Below are 18,939 nucleotides of genomic sequence, written 5' to 3' on the forward strand. Positions count from 1 at the left end.
ATGAAGTTATAATAATACAGTGAAAATCATTAAATTATTAATTAATGATGCTCTTTGTTATTATTTACTTTTTACAATTGAATCAGGGGTTTTATTTTCTGTAGTAAAGTTGTATTTTTGCTAAAGGTGATAAAGTACAGGTGTTTATATTAAATTAGAACTCCCCTTAATTATCATAAATACAAAGAGGTGAAAACATGCGGGGGTGTTTTCGTTAAATAATACCATGGTGAATTAATAACATGCTATCAGTGATATACATATTTTCTCTAACAAAGTTTTAGTAAAATTACGCGTAGTAAGAAGATTCCGCCAAAGATTCCATATAATAATATTAAGGTTGTTATGAATAAAGGTAATAGATTACAACAGTTAGAAGATGCGTGTCGTGATATTATTAAAATTAACATGTGGTATGAACTCCCCGATTATGTATTTTTTTCAATATCTGACACCATCGATGGGACGAGTGATGAATTCGCAATAAATGTGTATAAAAATATCGATAAAAGTCTTCTTGAAATATTATTGCATCCATCTGTTTTACTGTCAGTTGTTGAGTCCTTACAAAGTAATACTATAGCTGAGTATATCGTGAAATTGTCTGAAATAGAGATGAATTATGACGACTTGCTAATATCGGATGTTAAATCATGTCTTTTTATCAACTATGGATTCAATAACAGTGAATCGGTTGCGCTATTTAATAAGATTTACCGCGAATTAAAAGATATTGTAAAATCATCAAGAGTACATATAGATCATGAGAAAGATATTTTTGATGGCCTTAATCAAATCTTGGCTTTTTCCGATAATAATAAACATGAGTATTTTTTATATATAAAGGCATATTGGCTCAGTTTATACTTTTGTGAAATTTCACAGAACGTGAGAGAAAGAGATAAGTTGTCATTTTATTATAATGAATTTTCTGTCCGATTTCCTAATGTTGTCCTATATCCGTCATGCTACAAATTGTAAGGCTTGGCACCTGAAATTCATTGTTAACTCGAGACGCTTGATTGTCCACTATATCAAAACAGTCATACCTCGGAATTTTCTCGCATTAGTCCATACGGTATTCAATATTCGCAACTGTGCCCTGAAATAAAAAACTGCAAAACTGCTTTTTCTTGACCTGTCCCAATCACGCAAGACTACTTTTAGTAGAGACCTCCAGCTATGTCGATTTTAGTGCCGCCCGCGCATTTTATACAAAACAGGGCTTTATTAATGAAGCTATAATACGCAATTACTATGATGTTGGTGAGGATAAATTAATCTTCACTAAAAATATGCAATCGTGAGATAAAATATGCTTTTAACTCATATTGAAACATTGCTTAAGCAACTTGGTTGCTGCATATGATTCTTTAGCCCGCGGTGACTCGCTTGCCGCTGGTAACAAACGTGCCAGCACCTAAGTGATGTAGTTTATTGAGTTTATCATCATCAAACTGCCAGCGGCCTTCGACAAATACCCGTGCGTCTGCCGCTGCTGATACCACCTCGCCAAACAGCGTGTCGTATTTTTCTTGCGCGGAAGTCGCAGGTAGCAAGCGGCACTCCATCCACGCCAGACATTTTTCCTCGACCAGAGGCAAACCAAGTACCGGACCTTTCACTACTGGAATGCCGTAGCAATTAAATTTATCTTCTTCACGACCCGACACACTTCCCACCGCCCACGTCCAGTTAGTTGCTGCAACGCCCGGGATAACGATGCCAAATTTACCGTTACGTTCAATCAACTCCCTGGTCCATGTCGATTTATCTACCACGATCGCAACACGTGGCGGTTCAAACTCTACCGGCATCGACCAGGCCGCAGCCATCACATTACGTCGCTGTGATTTTTCATCAAAAGTTGTTATTAAAATAGTTGGGCCATGATTTAACAGACGGCTGGCATGGTGTAATTCGACAGGGATGAATCGGCTCACGGTATCGCCTCGCTAAGAAGGGGGTTTTAAAAGCGTAGCTCGTAACGCTATAAGTAACGAAATTAACGGGATTGGCGATTTGCGAACGTGATGCATGTCCGCGATCGCACAAAATAGCCGGTGCGGCGTCTATTCCAGGTTATAAGTTGAGAAAACCACTAAGGGAAACGCCTGATGACGCCCATTCTGAATCATTATTTTGCCCGTATTAACTGGTCGGGAGCTGCTGCGGTCAATATTGATACGCTGCGTGCATTGCACCTGAAACACAATTGCACCATTCCATTCGAAAACCTCGACGTTTTGCTGCCAAGGGAAATACAGCTTGATGATCAATCGCTGGAAGAGAAACTGGTGACAGCCCGTCGTGGTGGTTACTGTTTTGAGCAGAATGGCGTGTTTGAGCGGGTGTTACGCGAGCTGGGGTTTAACGTTCGCAGCTTGTTAGGGCGCGTAGTGTTATCAAATCCGCCAGCATTACCGCCGCGCACCCATCGTTTGTTGTTGGTGGAACTGGAAGGGGAAAAATGGATTGCTGATGTCGGTTTCGGTGGACAGACGCTAACCGCGCCGATTCGTTTAGTTCCCGATCTCGTGCAGATCACGCCACACGGAGAGTATCGGTTGTTACAGGAGGGTGATGATTGGGTGTTGCAGTTTAATCATCATCAGCACTGGCAGTCGATGTACCGTTTTGATCTCTGCGAGCAGCAACAAAGCGATTATGTAATGGGCAATTTCTGGTCTGCGCACTGGCCGCAGTCGCATTTTCGCCATCATTTGCTGATGTGCCGCCATTTGCCGGACGGCGGCAAGCTGACACTGACCAATTTTCATTTTACCCATTATGAAAATGGGCACGCGGTGGAGCAGCGAAATCTACCAGATGTGGCGTCGTTATATGCCGTGATGCAGGAACAGTTTGGTCTGGGCGTAGATGATGCGAAACATGGCTTTACTGTGGATGAGTTAGCGATGGTGATGGCGGCGTTTGATACGCACCCGGAGGCGGGAAAATAATTTATGTCAGGTTGCCGGATGCGGCGTAATGAACTGCACCCCAAATGTTGGACATAATCTGACATCTGAAGGTGCAGTTTATGAAACATTCATTTGAAGTAAAACTTGCCGCTGTAAATCATTACCTGGCTGGTCATGCAGGCATCATTTCTACGGTAAAACTCTTTCAACTTTCTCACACCAGCCTCTCACACTGGATTAATCTTTTTCTTCTTCACGGTCCTCGGGCACTGGATTGCAGACACAAGCGTAGCTATTCTCCTGAAGATAAACTTTGCGTGGTTCTTTATGCTCTCGGGCATTCTGAGTCTCTACCCCGGGTAGCTGCCCGGTTTAACATTCCCAGCCACAACACGGTTAAAAACTGGATAAAAGGCTACCGCAAATCTGGTAATGAGGCCTTTATCAGGCGCAGGAAGGAGAAAAGCATGACCCGTTCTGATGATACCCATGAAAACGAGGCAAACATGACGCCGGAAGAGATGAAGAATGAGCTGCGTTATCTTCGCGCAGAAAATGCATATCTGAAAGCCATGCAGGAGCATCTCCTGGAAAAAAAGCGCCAGGAGCTGGAGAAAAAACGAAAGTCATCCGGAGCCTGAGGTGCGGACACTGCCAGTCTGACCTGTTAAAGGCTGCAGGGCTGGCCAGAAGCACGCTGTACTACCAGCTGTCACTGCAGAAGGCTAAGGACAAGTATGCTGATGTGAAACAGCTCATAGCCTCCATCTTCCATGAACACCGGGGATGTTATGGGTACCGGCGGATCCATTGTGAGCTTCAGAAAAGAGGTCTTAAGTTCAGTGGCAAAACAGTGCGAAAACTGATGCAACAGCTCGGCCTGAAGTCTCCTGTGCGCCTGAAGAAATACCGGTCTTACCGGGGAAATATGGGACTCGCTGCAGAAAATATCCTTCAGCGGCAGTTCAAAGCGGAAGCTCCCTGTGAGAAATGGGTGACAGATATCACCGAATTCAGGGCTGGCGGACAAAAACTGTACCTGTCCCCGATACTTGATTTGTTTAACGGGGAAATCGTGGCGTGGGAAACTGCCTGCAGGCCTACAGAGGAGCTGGTGAAGCGCATGTTAAATAAGGGGCTGGAAAGCCTTGCAGAAGGAGAAAAACCGCTGCTCCACAGTGATCAAGGGTGGCATTACCGGATAAAAAGTTATCAGTCTGCCCTGGCAGACAAAGGGTTAGTGCAGAGCATGTCGCGCAAGGGCAACTGCCTTGATAATGCGGTAATGGAGAATTTCTTTGGTCACCTGAAAGAAGAAATGTACTATCGCCGGGACTACAGAAGTGTAGAAGAGCTGGAAAATGCCGTTAACGAATACATAACTTACTGGAATCAAAAAAGAATAAAACTCAGTCTTGGGGGACTCAGCCCGGTAGAATACCGGACTGAGTATCAAAAAGCCGGTTAACTGAAACTGTCCAGGTTTTGGGGTTCAGTTCAAAACGCCTTATCCGGCATACATAGACCTGATAAGCGAAGCGCATCAGGCAACGGTTTCAGAATTCAATTGCCCATTCGGCATGAAACAAAATCACCGCTGTGCCAGAAATGGTGACTTTCTCCGGTTGGTTATTGCGAATTGTCACCGTCACTTCAATCACGCCGTCACGCCCCAATGCGCGCCCCTGATGGCCTTTAACATGCAACACGTTGCCATCGTGGGGCAATACGTTGTGATGTACCAACCATGCACCCATCGGGCCATTGGCATTGCCAGTCACCGGATCTTCCACAATACCAATCGCAGGCGAGAACATGCGACCATCGGTTTCATTTTTGCCTGGGCGGATCTGGAACGGGAAGAAACCATTGCAGCCAATCTGTTTGCTGATAGCGGTCAGCGCAGCAAGATCAGGCGAAAGGGCGTCGATATCCACTTCTGGTTTCAGTGGGATCATCACTTTTGAGTGTCCTGTGGTTGCCACCTGAATTGGCAAGCCTGACAAAATATCGTCCTCAGTGAGATGAAGCGCGTTGATAATCGCTGCACGTGTTTCACCTTCCAGCGGTGGCTCAAAGCCCGGCGTACCTTGTTCCAGCGAAATACGATAATCATCGTTGTGATTTTCGATAGTCACGCGATGTTTTCCTGACAGTGACGTTTGCCAGACCGTGCAATTTCCTAAACCTAACACCTTCGCACGTACATAGTGCGCAGCTACTGTCGCGTGACCACAAATCGGCACTTCAACTGTTGGCGTAAAGTAGCGGATGCGCACATCGCTGTCGTCGCTGTGCAGCAGAAAAGCAGTTTCCGAATGACCTAATTCGCGGGCGATAAGCTGCATTTGCGCTTCACTGAGATTATCGGCGGGGAAAACAACACCGGCAGAATTGCCGCGAAACGGTTGTGAGGTAAAAGCATCGACGTGGTACACCTGCGGTTTCATTAACGTTCTCCTGTGGCTGGAGAACTATCATAGCCTGCAAGTGGCCGGAGAGCGAAGGGCTATCCGGCCAGGGTGAAATTATCGCCGCGAGCGCACAATCTGATACCGACGAGTAAAGTACTCAAACGGCGCGCTCCACACATGCACCAGTCGGGTGAACGGGAAGAGCAGGAAGATGGTCATTCCCAACACCAGATGCAGGCGGAAAACGAACGCTACGCCGTTAAGCATTTCTGACGATCCACCACGGAAAGTGACAATGCTTTGCGCCCAACCCACCAGCTTCATCATTTCGCTACCATCAGGATACTGTGCTGAAAACGGTATGGTACTTAGCCCCAGCAGACACTGAATCAGCAAAATGCTCATGATGATAATATCCGGCGTAGTGGAAGTGGCACGCACGCGCTGATTAGTCAGCCTGCGCCACAGCAGTCCTGCGCCGCCAATCAACGTCAATACACCGCAAATACCACCGAGCACCATCGCCATCTGCTGTTTTACCGCCACCGGCAGAAACCACGCGTACATCCAGTGCGGCGTTAACATGCCGAACAGGTGCCCGAAGAAAATCCCCAAAATGCCGATATGGAACAGATTCGACCATATCACCATCCCGCGTTTATCGAGCATCTGACTCGAGGAGGCGCGCCAGGTATACTGCCCGTAGTCGTAGCGCAGCCAGCTGCCGAGGAAAAACACTGTCGCACAAATGTACGGGTAGATATCATAAAAAAAGACGTTCAGATACTGAATCATTTCCCACCTCCCGCACTGATGTCGACATACTGCGGCGCGACATCCTGGCTAAAGCGTCGCTGATATTGATTAAGCGGCGAGCTGTCACACGCCGTGGCGTTATCTTCAATAAACTTCACCTGTTCCTCTTCCCACACCGCATCCAGTGCCTGGCGGGTGTCATCGCGCTCCTCACTGTTCACCTGTTTTGTGACACTGTCACTTGAAAGTGTACTTCCTGCCAGTTGCAACAGGGTGTCAAATAACGCGTACCACGGTGCCTCGCGTTGTTTTAAGCGTCCGCCAAGCAGGGCGAGGATCGGCGCAACGTTGAGCAAGCCTTCTTTCGCCTGATCGTCCGGCAGTACGCTTAAGTACTCCAGATACAGCGGTAGATAATCGGGCAGTTCTCGACAATCCAACTGCAGGCCGACCTTTTCATACTCCGCCAGCAGGTCCACCATTGCCTGGCCGCGATCGCGGGACTCGGCATGAACATGTTCGAACAGCAGCAGCGATGTGGTACGTCCACGGTCAAACACTTCGCACCATTCGGCCTGTTTATCCAGCAGCGGCGCGTTAAGCAGGTTGCGGGTAAAATCCGTAAGCATCGGTGCGTCGCGGCGGATCAACGCCAGCGCGTCCTCCTTACATTCCCATAACAGCTCGTCCGGATACTCCATCAACAGGCCGATCACTTTGAGGATCTGCATTATTCGCCCTCCGCTTTGTCGCGTACTTCGGTGATGTTGATGGCATCGATACGGCTACTGTTGAACAGGTTGAATTTGCTGTCCGAGCCGTGGCAACCGTCGCCAAAGGTAAAACCGCAGCCATTGCGTTCTGCGAAGGCATCGCCCGCCATTTCCCGATGACTGGTTGGAATGACAAAACGGTCTTCATAGTTGGCAATGGCGAGGTAGCGATACATCTCTTCGACCTGGGCGACGCTCAGGCCTACTTCGTCAATGGCGCGGGTATCGGTAACGCCTTCCACGGTTTGTGAACGCATATAGTGGCGCATCGCCATCATCCGTTTTAGCGCCCGCAGTACCGGACCGGTATCGCCGGCACTTAACATATTGGCGAGATATTGCACAGGAATACGCAGGCTCTCGATGGCTGGCAGCACGCCTTCGCTTTTCGGCAAACCGCCCGCATCTGCGTAGGACTGAATCGGTGACAGCGGAGGAACGTACCAGACCATCGGCAGGGTGCGGTATTCAGGGTGCAGCGGTAGCGCCAGTTTCCAGTCCATCGCCATTTTGTAGACTGGCGAACGCTGGGCAGCTTCAATCACGTTTTGTGGAATACCTTGTTTCAGGGCTTCCTCGATCACTGAGGGATCGTGTGGATCGAGGAATACTTCGCACTGGCGTTCATAGAGGTCAACTTCACGCTCGGTGCTCGCCGCTTCCTCGATGCGGTCAGCGTCGTAAAGCAGCACGCCCAGATACCGGATGCGACCCACGCAGGTTTCTGAGCACACGGTGGGTTGGCCTGACTCAATTCGTGGGTAACAGAAGATACATTTTTCTGACTTGCCGCTTTTCCAGTTGAAGTAGATTTTTTTGTACGGACAACCGCTAATGCACAAACGCCAGCCACGGCATTTATCCTGATCGATCAGCACAATGCCGTCTTCTTCGCGTTTGTAGATAGCGCCGCTTGGGCAGGTCGCCACGCAACTGGGATTGAGGCAGTGTTCGCACAAGCGCGGCAGGTACATCATGAAGGTGTTTTCAAACTGCCCGTACATCTCCTTTTGCATGGCCTCGAAGTTGCGGTCACGGGCGCGTTTTTCGAATTCGCCGCCCAACAATTCTTCCCAGTTTGGCCCCCAGATCACTTTGTCCATCCGTTTGCCGTCAATCAGTGAACGCGGACGAGCAGTAGGGATATGTTTGCCTTCCGGTGCGCTATGCAAATGTTCGTAGTCGAAAGTGAAAGGTTCGTAGTAATCATCAATCTGCGGCACCACCGGGTTAGCGAAGATTTTGGTTATTACGCCCATCTTGCTGCCCAGACGCGGGCGGATCTTGCCATTCACATCACGCACCCAGCCGCCTTGCCACTCTTCCTGATCTTCCCAGTTTTTCGGATAACCAATGCCCGGTTTGGTTTCGACGTTGTTAAACCATGCGTACTCCATGCCTTCGCGTCCGGTCCAGACGTTTTTACAGGTCACCGAACAGGTATGGCAGCCGATACATTTATCGAGGTTAAGCACCATGCCGACTTGCGAACGTATTTTCATTTTTTCGCCTCCTGTACCTGATCGCGACCTTCATCATCCAGCCAGTTAACGTTCTTCATCTTGCGGATCATGATGAATTCGTCGCGGTTCGAGCCGACGGTGCCGTAGTAGTTAAAGCCCCAGGCCAGCTGCGCGTAACCGCCAATCATATGCGTTGGTTTCGGACAAACGCGGGTGACCGAGTTATGAATGCCGCCGCGCATGCCAGTTACTTCCGAACCAGGAATATTCATAATGCGTTCCTGGGCGTGATACATCATGGTCATACCCGGCGGTACACGTTGGCTGACCACCGCGCGGGCAGTCAGCGCGCCGTTGGCGTTAAACACTTCCACCCAGTCGTTATCGACAATGGTCAGTTCACGGGCATCGGTTTCGCTGATCCAGACAATTGGTCCACCGCGAGAGAGCGTCAGCATTAGCAGGTTTTCACTGTAGGTTGAGTGAATGCCCCATTTCTGGTGCGGCGTCAGGAAGTTAAGTGCTTTTTCCGGGAAGCCGTTTGGCGGTATCTGGCGCATTTCACTGACGCTACGGGTGTCGATAGGCGGGCGATAAGCCACCAGGCTTTCACCAAAAGCACGCATCCACGGATGATCCTGATAAAGCTGCTGGCGTCCCGACAGCGTGCGCCACGGAATTAACTCATGAACGTTGGTGTATCCCGCGTTATAGGAGACGTGATCGCTTTCCAGACCAGACCATGTGGGGCTGGAGATAATTTTACGTGGCTGCGCCTGAATATCGCGAAAGCGAATCTTCTCGTCCTCTTTGTGCAGCGCCAGATGGGTATGTTCGCGTCCGGTGATCTCGCCCAGCGCCTGCCACGCTTTGACTGCAACATGACCGTTGGTTTCCGGTGCCAGCGCCAGAATCACTTCTGATGCGTCAATGGCGGTGTCAATCAGCGGACGCCCCTGTGCTGGGCCTTCACGCTTGGTGTAGTTGAGTTTGCCGAGGAAATCGATTTCATCCTGGGTATTCCACGAAATCCCTTTACCGCCGTTGCCAAGTTTGTCCATCAATGGCCCGAGCGAGGTAAAGCGTTCATAGGTAGCAGGGTAGTCGCGTTCCACCGCCACAATATTGGGCGCAGTTTTACCTGGAATCAGATCGCATTCGCCTTTGCGCCAGTCGAGCACTTCACACGGCTGTGAGAGTTCTGCCGGAGAGTCATGCAGCAGTGGTTGTAATACCACGTCGGTTTCTTTGCCAAGATGGCCCACGCACGCTTGCGAAAAGGCTTTGGCAATACCTTTGTAGATTTCCCAGTCGCTGCGTGATTCCCACGCCGGATCGACCGCCGCAGATAGGGGATGAATAAACGGATGCATATCCGAGGTGTTCATATCGTCTTTTTCGTACCAGGTGGCGGTGGGCAGAACGATATCGGAGAACAGGCAGGTACTGGACATACGGAAGTCGAGCGTCACCAGCAGGTCGAGCTTGCCTTCAATCGCCGCAGTTTGCCACTCGACTTCTTCTGGTTTGATCCCGTCGCTGGCACCGAGTTCCTGACCCTGAATCCCACTTTCGGTTCCCAGCAGATACTTCTGCATATACTCGTGGCCTTTGCCGGAGGAGCCAAGCAGGTTAGAACGCCAGACAAACAAATTACGCGGATGATTGCTGCCGCTATCTGGTTGTTCGCAGGCCATGCGTAAATCGCCCGAATTCAGCGCCTGGGCGGTAAATTCTGTGGGGGATAATCCGGCCTTGTCGGCTTCAGCTTTAATCCCGAGCGGGTTACGCCCCAGCTGCGGCGCAGAAGGTAGCCAGCCCATACGTTCGGCACGAACGTTGAAATCAATCAGATGACCGCTGTACTTACTGGCATCGGCGAGCGGTGAAAGTAACTCCTGAGCAGAGACTTTTTCATAGCGCCATTGGCTGGAATGATTGTAGAAAAACGAGGTGCTGTTCATCTGGCGCGGTGGTCGGTTCCAATCGAGCGCAAAGGCCAGCGGCAACCAGCCGGTTTGCGGGCGCAGTTTTTCCTGACCGACATAGTGTGCCCAGCCGCCACCGCTTTGCCCGACACAACCGCAGAAGATCAGCATGTTGATCATTCCCCGGTAGTTCATGTCCATGTGGTACCAGTGGTTAACACCTGCGCCGAGGATAATCATCGAGCGTCCATGCGTTTTATGGGCAGTATCGGCAAATTCACGAGCGATGGTTTCAATATACTGGCGCGGCACACCGGTAATTTGCTCACCCCAGGCTGGGGTGTACGGTTTGATTTCAGCGTAATCTTTCGCGCTGTTTTCATCTTCCAGCCCGCGATCGAGGCCGTAATTCGCCAGTACCAAATCATAAACGCTGACCACCGGACAGGTGCTGCCATCGGCTAATGTCAGGTTTTTAACGGGTAATTGACGCACCAGGACAGGATTGTTTTTTACGCTGCGAAAATGCGGATTTTCAATGCCGCCAAAGTAGGGGAAGGCCACGCCTGCAACGGCATCATGTTGACCGAGCAGAGTTAACGACAATTCGGTTTCCGTACCGGCGGCAATGGATTCAAGATTCCATTTGCCTTTTTCTCCCCAGCGAAAACCAATCGAACCGTTCGGCACCACCAGTTCACCTGCGGTATTAACCGCCACGGTTTTCCACTGCGGATTGTTGCTTTCGCCCAGTCCATTCACCAGGTCAGATGCGCGGACCATGCGCCCGGGAACGTAGCTGCCGTCGTCGCGAGGTTCCAGCATTACCAGCATCGGCATGTCGCTGTAGCGGCGGCAGTAGTTGATAAAATAATCGCTGGGATTATCGAGATGAAACTCTTTTAAAATGACATGGCCCATTGCCATCGCCAGGGCGCTATCAGTGCCTTGTTTCGGTGCCAGCCACTGGTCGCACAATTTGGCCACTTCAGAGTAGTCAGGGGTAATGGCGATGGTTTTAGTGCCTTTGTAGCGTACTTCGGTAAAGAAGTGGGCGTCCGGCGTACGTGTCTGAGGTACGTTAGACCCCCAGGCGATGATGTAGCTGGAGTTATACCAGTCGGCAGATTCTGGCACGTCGGTTTGCTCGCCCCAGGTCATCGGCGAGGCAGGCGGCAGGTCGCAATACCAGTCATAGAAACTTAAACAGGTGCCACCTAACAGCGACAGATAACGTGTTCCGGCGGCGTAAGAAACCATCGACATCGCCGGGATCGGCGAGAAACCGGCAACGCGATCCGGGCCGTAAGTTTTGATGGTCCAGACGTTAGCGGCAGCAATCAGCTGATTTAGCTCCTGCCAGTTAGAGCGGATAAAGCCGCCGCGTCCACGTACTTGTTTGTAGCTCAGGCACTTTTGCGGATCGTTCATAATCGATGCCCACGCCAGTACCGGATCGCTGTGTTGCTTGAGGGCTTCGCGCCACAGTTCAATCAGTCGTTTACGAATGAGCGGGTATTTCAGACGGTTAGCGCTGTAGAGATACCAGGAGTAACTTGCGCCACGCGGGCAGCCGCGAGGTTCATGATTGGGCAGGTCAGGGCGAGTGCGCGGGTAGTCGGTCTGTTGGATTTCCCAGGTCACCAGACCATTTTTAACGTAGATTTTCCAGCTACAGGAGCCTGTACAGTTAACACCGTGGGTGGAACGCACGATTTTGTCGAACTGCCAACGCTGGCGATAGCTGTCCTCCCAGTCGCGGTTGCTATGCATCACCTGTCCGTGACCATCGGCAAAGGTTTCGCCCTTTTGTTTGAAGTAGCGAAAGCGATCCAAAAGTTTACTCATGACATAACTCCTGCTCCAGGAATGAATTGGGATCTGATGCCTTGTCGGATGCGACACGGTTGTAGCCTGATAAGACGTGTCTGGCATCGATCTCTTATTTTTGGCTGAACTTCCGCCGACCATAAACCAGCCAGGTCAGCAGCACACAAACGATGTAGAAGATTAAAAACACTTTCATCGCGCCTACCGGAGAGCCGGTCATATTGAGCGACATGCCAAACGCCTGCGGAATGAAAAAGCCGCCCACTGCGCCAATGGCTGAGATAAAGCCCAGAGCCGCCGCCGTTTCGGTGACGGCTTCTCTCTGAGCTTGCTCATCACTACCGCCTTTCATCTTCACCCGATAAATGGTTATCTGGCGAAAGATGACGGCGATCATCTGGAAAGTAGAACCACTTCCCAGACCTGCGGTCAGAAACAACCCCATAAATACGGCGTAAAATGCGATGAAATTACCGGAGCCTGTGCCCGGTAAGGTAAGGAACAGCAGGGCGCTGAAAATCGCCATAAAAATGAAGTTGATCAACGTCACCCGCACGCCGCCGAATTTATCGGAAATAGCACCACCAACCGACCGCGCGATGGCACCAATAAATGGGCCAAAGAACGCCAGGCGCAGAATATTCACATCAGGGAACTGAGTTTTCGCCAGCATGGCAAAACCCGCAGAAAAACCGATAAACGAACCGAAGGTGGCAAGGTAAAGCAGGCTCAGCAGCCAGAGATGCAGGCGTTGTAACACTGGCAGCTGGTCGGCAATTGACGCGCGTGAACTGGCGATATCATTCATCCCTGACCAGGCGGCGATCGTGGCAATCGCCAGTAATGGCACCCAAATCCATGCGGCATTCGCCAGCGACATCACCGAACCGTCGGCCTGCGGTACGCCATTGACGCCGAGAAAGGCAAATACGGGTATAAAAATGACCAGCGGTGCAACCAGCTGCATCACACTTACACCTAAGTTTCCTAATCCGCCATTAATCCCAAGTGCGCTCCCTTGTTTGGCTTTTGGGAAGAAGAAACTGATATTGCCCATGCTCGAAGCAAAGTTCGCACCTGCAAAACCGCATAGCAAAGCGATAACGATAAATATCCCAAAAGGAGTATTCGGATTCTGCACGGCAATTCCGAGCCAGACGCAAGGAATAATCAGGATTGCAGTACTAAAAACCGTCCATCGGCGTCCACCAAATATAGGCACCATAAAGGAGTAGGGAACACGCAATAATGCGCCAGAAACGGAGGGTAATGCGGTTAATAAAAAGAGTTGATCGGTAGTGAAATTAAAACCGATTTTATTGAGATTAACAGTAACTGCGCTAAATAGCATCCAGACACAGAAGGCAAGAAGTAGACAACTGACTGATATCCAGAGGTTTCTTCGTGCAATATGTTTTCCTTTATTTTCCCAGAAGGCCGGATTTTCTGGTTTCCAGTCGCGCAAAAGATAACGACTAGTTTTCTCATTTTGCAGTGCCATATTGTTCCTCACATGTACACATTGGTAATGAAAAAAAGACAAAACAGGAGGTAAGGCGCAATAGCCAGTTATTAGAATTAAGGATGAATTAGGTGAAGTGCTGATTGAAAGAATAGATAAGAAAGCGTAACCGCGGGGGCAGAATGGGGATTAAACAGACAGATATGTGTTACTAAATGTAACTAACAAGCTAACCATTAAACGGATGTTAAGCTATGTATGCATGTCATGATCCAACCCTTCAGATGATGAATCCAAAGGGTTTATATTTTCAACAAGACCAGACACTTATAGAATTAGTGATGATTTATTCACTGAAAAGGCCATGAGCTGGAGGAAAACGATCTGTCCAGAAAGTCTATCGGTTCCTCTCTTATCGCTTCATTGTAATAATCGTTATTACAGTAAGTATTGTTTATTTCATCTAATGTCATATTTTTAATTTTTATATTCATCTGATTTACAACTTCTTCTGTTTTATAAGTGTGTATATTATATGGGGTATATGCTTCTTTAATAGTATAGTGAAACAATTCGTTATCCACATCTACTCCTTCAGAGTGAATTTCAAATGCACCAGGCGAAAGAATTGCCAGGCCAGTATTAAGCTTAAGTGCTGGGGAAAATAAATTAAATAACATGAGCTGCATAGTAGGGCAATTGTTCTTCCCAGAAACATTTAAAAAATTTAAGTTTTTGCTCTGTTTTATTATGGGGAATAAAGTTCCAATATCGGACGTATTCTTAGTGTCAATGCGGGTTATTTTATTATTGTCCAGCCTTAAACTTTTGATAGATGAAAGATAAGTCAGGAAATGAAGGTTTATTTTTTCCAACTGATTGTTCGCAGCGTTTAATGTCTGAATATTGCAGAAGTTGCTAAAGAATATTTTAATTTCAGAAAGCAAGTTGTTGTTGATAAGTAACGTATTCAAGTTGGGAAATAAGGTATTATGTAAACTTGTTAGTTTATTATGGGATAGATCCAGAAGTAAGAGTTCATCTTTATTTCCTGCAACAATATCAGTTAATTGATTGTGGCTGAGATTCAGGTACTGCAGCCTTTCGCAACATTCTAATTGCACAAACTCTAGTTGATTATGTGCCGCACTAAAATAAGTAATTGATGAAAGCCTATCTATATCAATATTTCTGAGAGAATTATTATTCATAGATATATGTGTAATGCTTACATTTCTACCTTGAGGAAAATTTATTGACTCAAGAGCATTACTATTCAGACTAAGGTTGATGAGTCTATCGTAGGTGGTTGCATCAAAATGTTTGAGTTGGTTCTCATCAAGATTGATAGAGGTGAAGTTTTGCAGTCCTGGTGGTTGAGTAGTTAAATTAAGCCCTGATAAATCAATATTATTCTGTTTCGACAAAAAAGCACAATTTATCCTTTTAGCGGCTTCGTTTCGGCATTCCGGACGATGGATTTCACCTGTAAGTATGCGTTCTGCTTTCCATTGATTTAATTCGAGCATCCAGTTAAGTTCATTTTTTTCTGGATGTTGCTGTATGGATTGTGGATTTATTTTATTAAATATTGAAGGGAATTTCATAACTGCTCCGTAGTAATACTTTCTTTTCTGATTTATCACCCTTGATAAATCAGGATGTGTTTTATAACTCTGTAGAAAAGAATTGGCTTAACCAATTATTGGGTGTTGAACCATAACCTAAGGAAGGTTTATCCTCATTATGAATATAATAACAGACGGGTGTGCCCGTTGGGTCCTTTAGCCCCGAGTGTGAGGGTAGAGAAGAGGAATTTGACTTATAGTCACCAACCCCGTACATGCGATGCATAGGCAGAATGGCTTTTAGTTCTGCGTCAGAAAATATTGTTTCTTCTTCTATTAAAGCGTACTCTCTGGAATAATATTTTGATCTATAACGAATAGACATTGAGTCATTGTCTTTTATATGATTTCCTTCGGAATTCTCGCTTACTTCTACAAGATGTTCATCGCTGGTATCGATATTTGTGATTGCCAGGTTATAAGATAATTCAATGGTCACTTCATTAGTGTCATCAATTATATTTCTTACTGCAGTCCAGTACTGCATTTGGGCAAGTGGATCATTGTTGATGCCGTTAACTAATACATGCCAAAGATGTTTTGATGATATTAATTGATCAATGTCATCTGTTGGCAATAAATTGTTATTGCTTAAGTTTAAATATTCCAGTTTTGTAGTGGTTTTCGCGTTTAAGTGTGCAATATGGTTGTCGTTTAAAGTGATTTTTTTCATCCTGGGATGATTGTGTAATATAAGGTCAGTGATCATATTGTGATGGGCACTTAACTCAATCAGAGATTCTTGCCGGGAGAGATCCAGCGATGCTAGCTTGTTATAATCAAGATTAAGAAATTTCAGTTTATAACTATCAGAAATATTAATTTTTGTCAGGTTGTTATTTTGCGCTTCCAGGTTAACCAATGAATACTGATTTTTTAAATCCAAATTTTCCAGATTGTTGTGATCAATATAAATATTTTCCAGTTTTGATTCATTTGGAAAGGTTATCGTTTTAATTTTATTAAAGCTGAGGTTGATATTGACGAGGCTGGCATTGTCAGTAAAGTCAAGACAAGTGAGACAATTTTTTTCCAGATTTAACGTGTTAACTGTCGAGGGGATAGGCGGTAACTCACTCAAATCAAGATATGACAAATCAAGAGATGCCATGTTCGAATTGTAAGCTTCTTTAATTCGCTCTACGGCAATAGCTCTTTCTTCACCATTATTAAGCGACTTATTACCCCATTGTGCCAGTCGTTCACAAAAATTGCTGGAGATGGTTTCTTTGTTAGGTAATGCGTTATTTAATTGATAACTGGCATTATTTTTTACACAAGCTGTATTAATATTGGTCATAATCACTCATCAATAAATATTATAGTAAGATGTCCCCGGAGGGTATGGAATAATATTAATTGAGGTGAATGACCAGAAATATCAAAAATTGCTCATTTTTACTTAAGGAGTCATACAGCAGCACTTAAATCAAAAACCAGCCCAGAGAAGGGCTGGTCAGGAGAGGATGTTAGAACTGATAGGTAATGCCCGTTGCGACGATGTTATCGGTGCGAATATCTACGGCACGGGTAAAGTCGCTTTCATCAATCAGGTTGATTTTATAATCAACATAGGTCGACATATTTTTGTTGAAGAAATACGTCGCACCAACGTCGATATACTCAATCATGTCCTGGTCGCCGTAGCGGCCCAGATCTCTGCCTTTCGATTTCAGGTAAGCGAGTGATGGGCGCAAGCCGAAGTCGAATTGATATTGTGCCACTACTTCAAAACTTTGTGCTTTGTTAGAGATATAACCATCGCCATAGGTGGTCATGTTTAATGTTTCAGCGTAATTAGCTGCAAAGTAGATGTTGTTGGCATCATATTTTATACCTGTAGCCCACAGTTCTGCATTCTTACCGGAGGCATTGAGAGGATTAGCAGCGGCTCTTTCCTGCGCATTTGTCCGATCGGATTTGGTATACACCGCACCGATACCAAAGCCATCATAAACATAAGTTGAGGAGATACCGAAACCGTCACCATTGGCACGCGTGTAGTCAGCACCATAAAGATGACCATTGTCAGTGCGTTCATTTTTGCCTTGATATTGCGCGGCAAAGTTCAGACCTTCAATTAAGCCGAAGAAATCGTAGTTGCGATAGGTTGCCACACCGGTAGTACGGTATGTCATGAAGACATCTTTCTGACTCCAGGTATCGCCACCAAATTCTGGCAACATATCGGTCCATGAACCAATGTCATAGCCGACACCGTAGTTACGACCATAGTCCAGAGAGCCAAATTCACTAATTTTTAAACCTGCATAGGCCAGACGGGTCTTGTTACCGCGCGAGCCGTTGGCTTCATCGTTATAGCCTTTAAAATCATATTCCCAGTGACCAAAACCAATCATTTGATCATTGATTTGCGTTTCTCCTTTAAAGCCGAGACGGGCATAAGTTTTATCACCATCGTCACGCTTATCATCAGTAAAATAACGTAGAGCGGTAACCTTGCCATAAAGGTCGAGTTTATTACCATCCTTGTTATAGACTTCGGCAGCGTGTGCTACGTTCGCAGCTAACAAACCAGTTACAACCACCGCAACTATTTTTAATTTCATTTAACAGAATCCTTTTAATTATCGTTAAACGTATTTTCTAAACGAATTTTAAACGGCGTCATTTATAAATGACATACTGTTTTTAAAATAGAATGGTGATTAAAAACAATGAGAAAAATAGATGAAATAATATTATTTATCGATATGTGATCGAAGTCGAAATGAAATATAAGGTGAACTACTGGTATTTGAAATTTATTTTTTTATATTGTCGGAATTTATCTGATTAACTGCCGGGCCGTAGACCCGACAATTATTTTAGCCACGACGTGTCGCCAGCCAGCAGAGCAGGGAACCGCCGCAGACCATTAGCGCGCCTTGCCAGAACGAGAACGACAGCGGGGCGCTGAGCAGCACGGCTGCAAGCGCTGAGGAAAGGACGGGCGTAAAATACGAACCTACCGCCATAATGGTGACGTTGCCATGTAATATACCGACGTTCCATGCAGCATAAGCAAATCCTAAGGTAAATGCCGCAGAGATGAGTTTAATCATGACTGGCGTGCTAAATACCATTTCTGGTTGTGGCGTGAGAAAATAGTAAACCCACAGACTTGCTCCCGTTAGCAGGACAAAAACGGTAATTCCGTTAAATCCGCGTGCGTATTTATTCGTTACTGTGCAGTAGGCTGCCCAGATAAACGCACCAATAAACGCCAGGAAATAACTCAATGGGCTGGTGGTGATATTATTGATGATTTCATCATAATGTAACCCATTGTCACCACCTAACACCCAGCAGACGCCAACCAGGGCTAATAATAATCCTGGTACAATCAGCCAGTTGGTTTTCTGACCATTAAACAGAATGGCAAAGAGAATTGTCAGGCTGGGCCACAGATAGTTCACCATACCCACTTCAATCGCCTGATGACGGGTCGCCGCATATCCTAAGGAAAGCGCCAGACAGATTTCATAGCTGACGAATAACAGACACCCGGCGAGTAAATAGCCTTTCGGGATCTGCCGAATACGCGGAAATCCAACCGTGAAGATTAACAGCAGCCCGCTTAATGAATAGATAGCAGCTGCGCCGCCGACCGGGCCGAGCCCCTCACTGACACCGCGAATCAATCCTACCATCGTGCTCCACAGGACGATCGCTATTAGCCCTATGAGCGTTGCTTTTTGTCGTGTCATGCTCGCTGTTTTGTCTCTCTTGCCGTTAAAAATTAAGCTGAATTTTATAGC

General features: G+C 46.9%; 13 protein-coding genes and 1 pseudogene. 3 read left to right on the top strand and 11 right to left on the bottom strand.

Going from position 1 to position 18,939, the window contains the following annotated elements; all coding sequences use genetic code 11:
* Positions 1 to 345 precede the first annotated feature (345 nt).
* Complete coding sequence (locus G434_RS21950) at positions 346 to 981, top strand: hypothetical protein (protein WP_001032567.1); 636 nt, start codon at positions 346 to 348, stop codon at positions 979 to 981.
* A gap of 392 nt (positions 982 to 1,373) precedes the next feature.
* Here the strand turns inward: G434_RS21950 and G434_RS21945 are convergent, their stop codons facing one another.
* Positions 1,374 to 1,943, bottom strand: a complete 570-nt coding sequence (locus tag G434_RS21945; RefSeq protein WP_000085922.1) for a flavin reductase family protein — start codon at positions 1,941 to 1,943, stop codon at positions 1,374 to 1,376.
* Positions 1,944 to 2,117: 174 nt separating this feature from the next.
* On the opposite strand from G434_RS21945, the gene nhoA reads away from it, so the two are divergent.
* Both nhoA and G434_RS29575 read left to right on the top strand, forming a co-directional pair.
* Positions 2,118 to 2,963: an N-hydroxyarylamine O-acetyltransferase gene (nhoA, locus tag G434_RS21940; protein ID WP_000187915.1), complete on the top strand. Its 846-nt coding sequence runs from the start codon at positions 2,118 to 2,120 to the stop codon at positions 2,961 to 2,963.
* Between the two features lie 80 nt (positions 2,964 to 3,043).
* Positions 3,044 to 4,392, top strand: a protein-coding gene (locus tag G434_RS29575; RefSeq protein WP_113621764.1) for an IS3-like element IS1397 family transposase whose coding sequence is annotated in 2 segments (ribosomal slippage) — positions 3,044 to 3,524 and positions 3,524 to 4,392 — 1,350 coding nt in all. Because the reading frame shifts where the segments join, the coding sequence is not laid out codon by codon here.
* An 88-nt stretch (positions 4,393 to 4,480) separates the two neighbouring features.
* Here the strand turns inward: G434_RS29575 and G434_RS21930 are convergent.
* From G434_RS21930 to yddG, 10 genes and pseudogenes are all read right to left on the bottom strand, one after another.
* Positions 4,481 to 5,374: a PhzF family isomerase gene (locus G434_RS21930; RefSeq protein ID WP_000804426.1), complete on the bottom strand. Its 894-nt coding sequence runs from the start codon at positions 5,372 to 5,374 to the stop codon at positions 4,481 to 4,483.
* 78 nt (positions 5,375 to 5,452) lie between these two features.
* A complete protein-coding gene (gene narI / locus G434_RS21925; RefSeq protein WP_000617123.1) occupies positions 5,453 to 6,133 on the bottom strand; it encodes a respiratory nitrate reductase subunit gamma in 681 nt (226 codons plus the stop codon).
* The gene (gene narW, locus G434_RS21920) at positions 6,130 to 6,825 is read right to left on the bottom strand and encodes a nitrate reductase molybdenum cofactor assembly chaperone (RefSeq protein ID WP_001166367.1); all 696 of its coding nucleotides are present in this window, start codon (positions 6,823 to 6,825) and stop codon (positions 6,130 to 6,132) included. Before narW ends, narI begins: the two co-directional genes overlap by 4 nt.
* Positions 6,825 to 8,369 carry a nitrate reductase subunit beta gene (gene narH, locus G434_RS21915; protein ID WP_000702560.1) on the bottom strand — a complete coding sequence of 515 codons (1,545 nt, stop codon included), beginning with the start codon at positions 8,367 to 8,369 and terminating at the stop codon, positions 6,825 to 6,827. Before narH ends, narW begins: the two co-directional genes overlap by 1 nt.
* Positions 8,366 to 12,106, bottom strand: a complete 3,741-nt coding sequence (gene narZ, locus G434_RS21910; RefSeq protein ID WP_001309496.1) for a nitrate reductase Z subunit alpha — start codon at positions 12,104 to 12,106, stop codon at positions 8,366 to 8,368. Before narZ ends, narH begins: the two co-directional genes overlap by 4 nt.
* Positions 12,107 to 12,200: 94 nt before the next feature.
* Positions 12,201 to 13,589, bottom strand: coding sequence for a nitrate/nitrite transporter NarU (narU, locus tag G434_RS21905; protein WP_001207931.1), 1,389 nt, complete (start codon positions 13,587 to 13,589; stop codon positions 12,201 to 12,203).
* A 311-nt stretch (positions 13,590 to 13,900) separates the two neighbouring features.
* Positions 13,901 to 15,157, bottom strand: a complete 1,257-nt coding sequence (locus G434_RS21900; protein ID WP_000671707.1) for a leucine-rich repeat domain-containing protein — start codon at positions 15,155 to 15,157, stop codon at positions 13,901 to 13,903.
* 442 nt (positions 15,158 to 15,599) lie between these two features.
* Positions 15,600 to 15,887, bottom strand: a pseudogene (locus G434_RS30635) (hypothetical protein); the annotation flags it as partial.
* A 760-nt stretch (positions 15,888 to 16,647) separates the two neighbouring features.
* On the bottom strand, positions 16,648 to 17,748 hold the full coding sequence (ompC, locus tag G434_RS21890; RefSeq protein ID WP_000768393.1) for a porin OmpC: 1,101 nt from the start codon (positions 17,746 to 17,748) through the stop codon (positions 16,648 to 16,650).
* 258 nt (positions 17,749 to 18,006) lie between these two features.
* Positions 18,007 to 18,888: an aromatic amino acid efflux DMT transporter YddG gene (yddG, locus tag G434_RS21885; RefSeq protein ID WP_000198203.1), complete on the bottom strand. Its 882-nt coding sequence runs from the start codon at positions 18,886 to 18,888 to the stop codon at positions 18,007 to 18,009.
* Positions 18,889 to 18,939: the final 51 nt, after the last annotated feature.

This window comes from Escherichia sp. KTE172 (assembly GCF_000408845.1).
Taxonomy (GTDB): Bacteria; Pseudomonadota; Gammaproteobacteria; order Enterobacterales; family Enterobacteriaceae; genus Escherichia; species Escherichia coli.

Coding starts and splice junctions, on each gene's coding strand:
- G434_RS21950 (WP_001032567.1), top strand. CDS start 346: ATGAATAAAGGTAATAGATTACAACAGTTAGAAGATGCGTGTCGTGAT.
- nhoA (WP_000187915.1), top strand. CDS start 2,118: ATGACGCCCATTCTGAATCATTATTTTGCCCGTATTAACTGGTCGGGA.
- G434_RS21930 (WP_000804426.1), bottom strand. CDS start 5,374: ATGAAACCGCAGGTGTACCACGTCGATGCTTTTACCTCACAACCGTTT.
- narI (WP_000617123.1), bottom strand. CDS start 6,133: ATGATTCAGTATCTGAACGTCTTTTTTTATGATATCTACCCGTACATT.
- narW (WP_001166367.1), bottom strand. CDS start 6,825: ATGCAGATCCTCAAAGTGATCGGCCTGTTGATGGAGTATCCGGACGAG.
- narH (WP_000702560.1), bottom strand. CDS start 8,369: ATGAAAATACGTTCGCAAGTCGGCATGGTGCTTAACCTCGATAAATGT.
- narZ (WP_001309496.1), bottom strand. CDS start 12,106: ATGAGTAAACTTTTGGATCGCTTTCGCTACTTCAAACAAAAGGGCGAA.
- narU (WP_001207931.1), bottom strand. CDS start 13,589: ATGGCACTGCAAAATGAGAAAACTAGTCGTTATCTTTTGCGCGACTGG.
- G434_RS21900 (WP_000671707.1), bottom strand. CDS start 15,157: ATGAAATTCCCTTCAATATTTAATAAAATAAATCCACAATCCATACAG.
- ompC (WP_000768393.1), bottom strand. CDS start 17,748: ATGAAATTAAAAATAGTTGCGGTGGTTGTAACTGGTTTGTTAGCTGCG.
- yddG (WP_000198203.1), bottom strand. CDS start 18,888: ATGACACGACAAAAAGCAACGCTCATAGGGCTAATAGCGATCGTCCTG.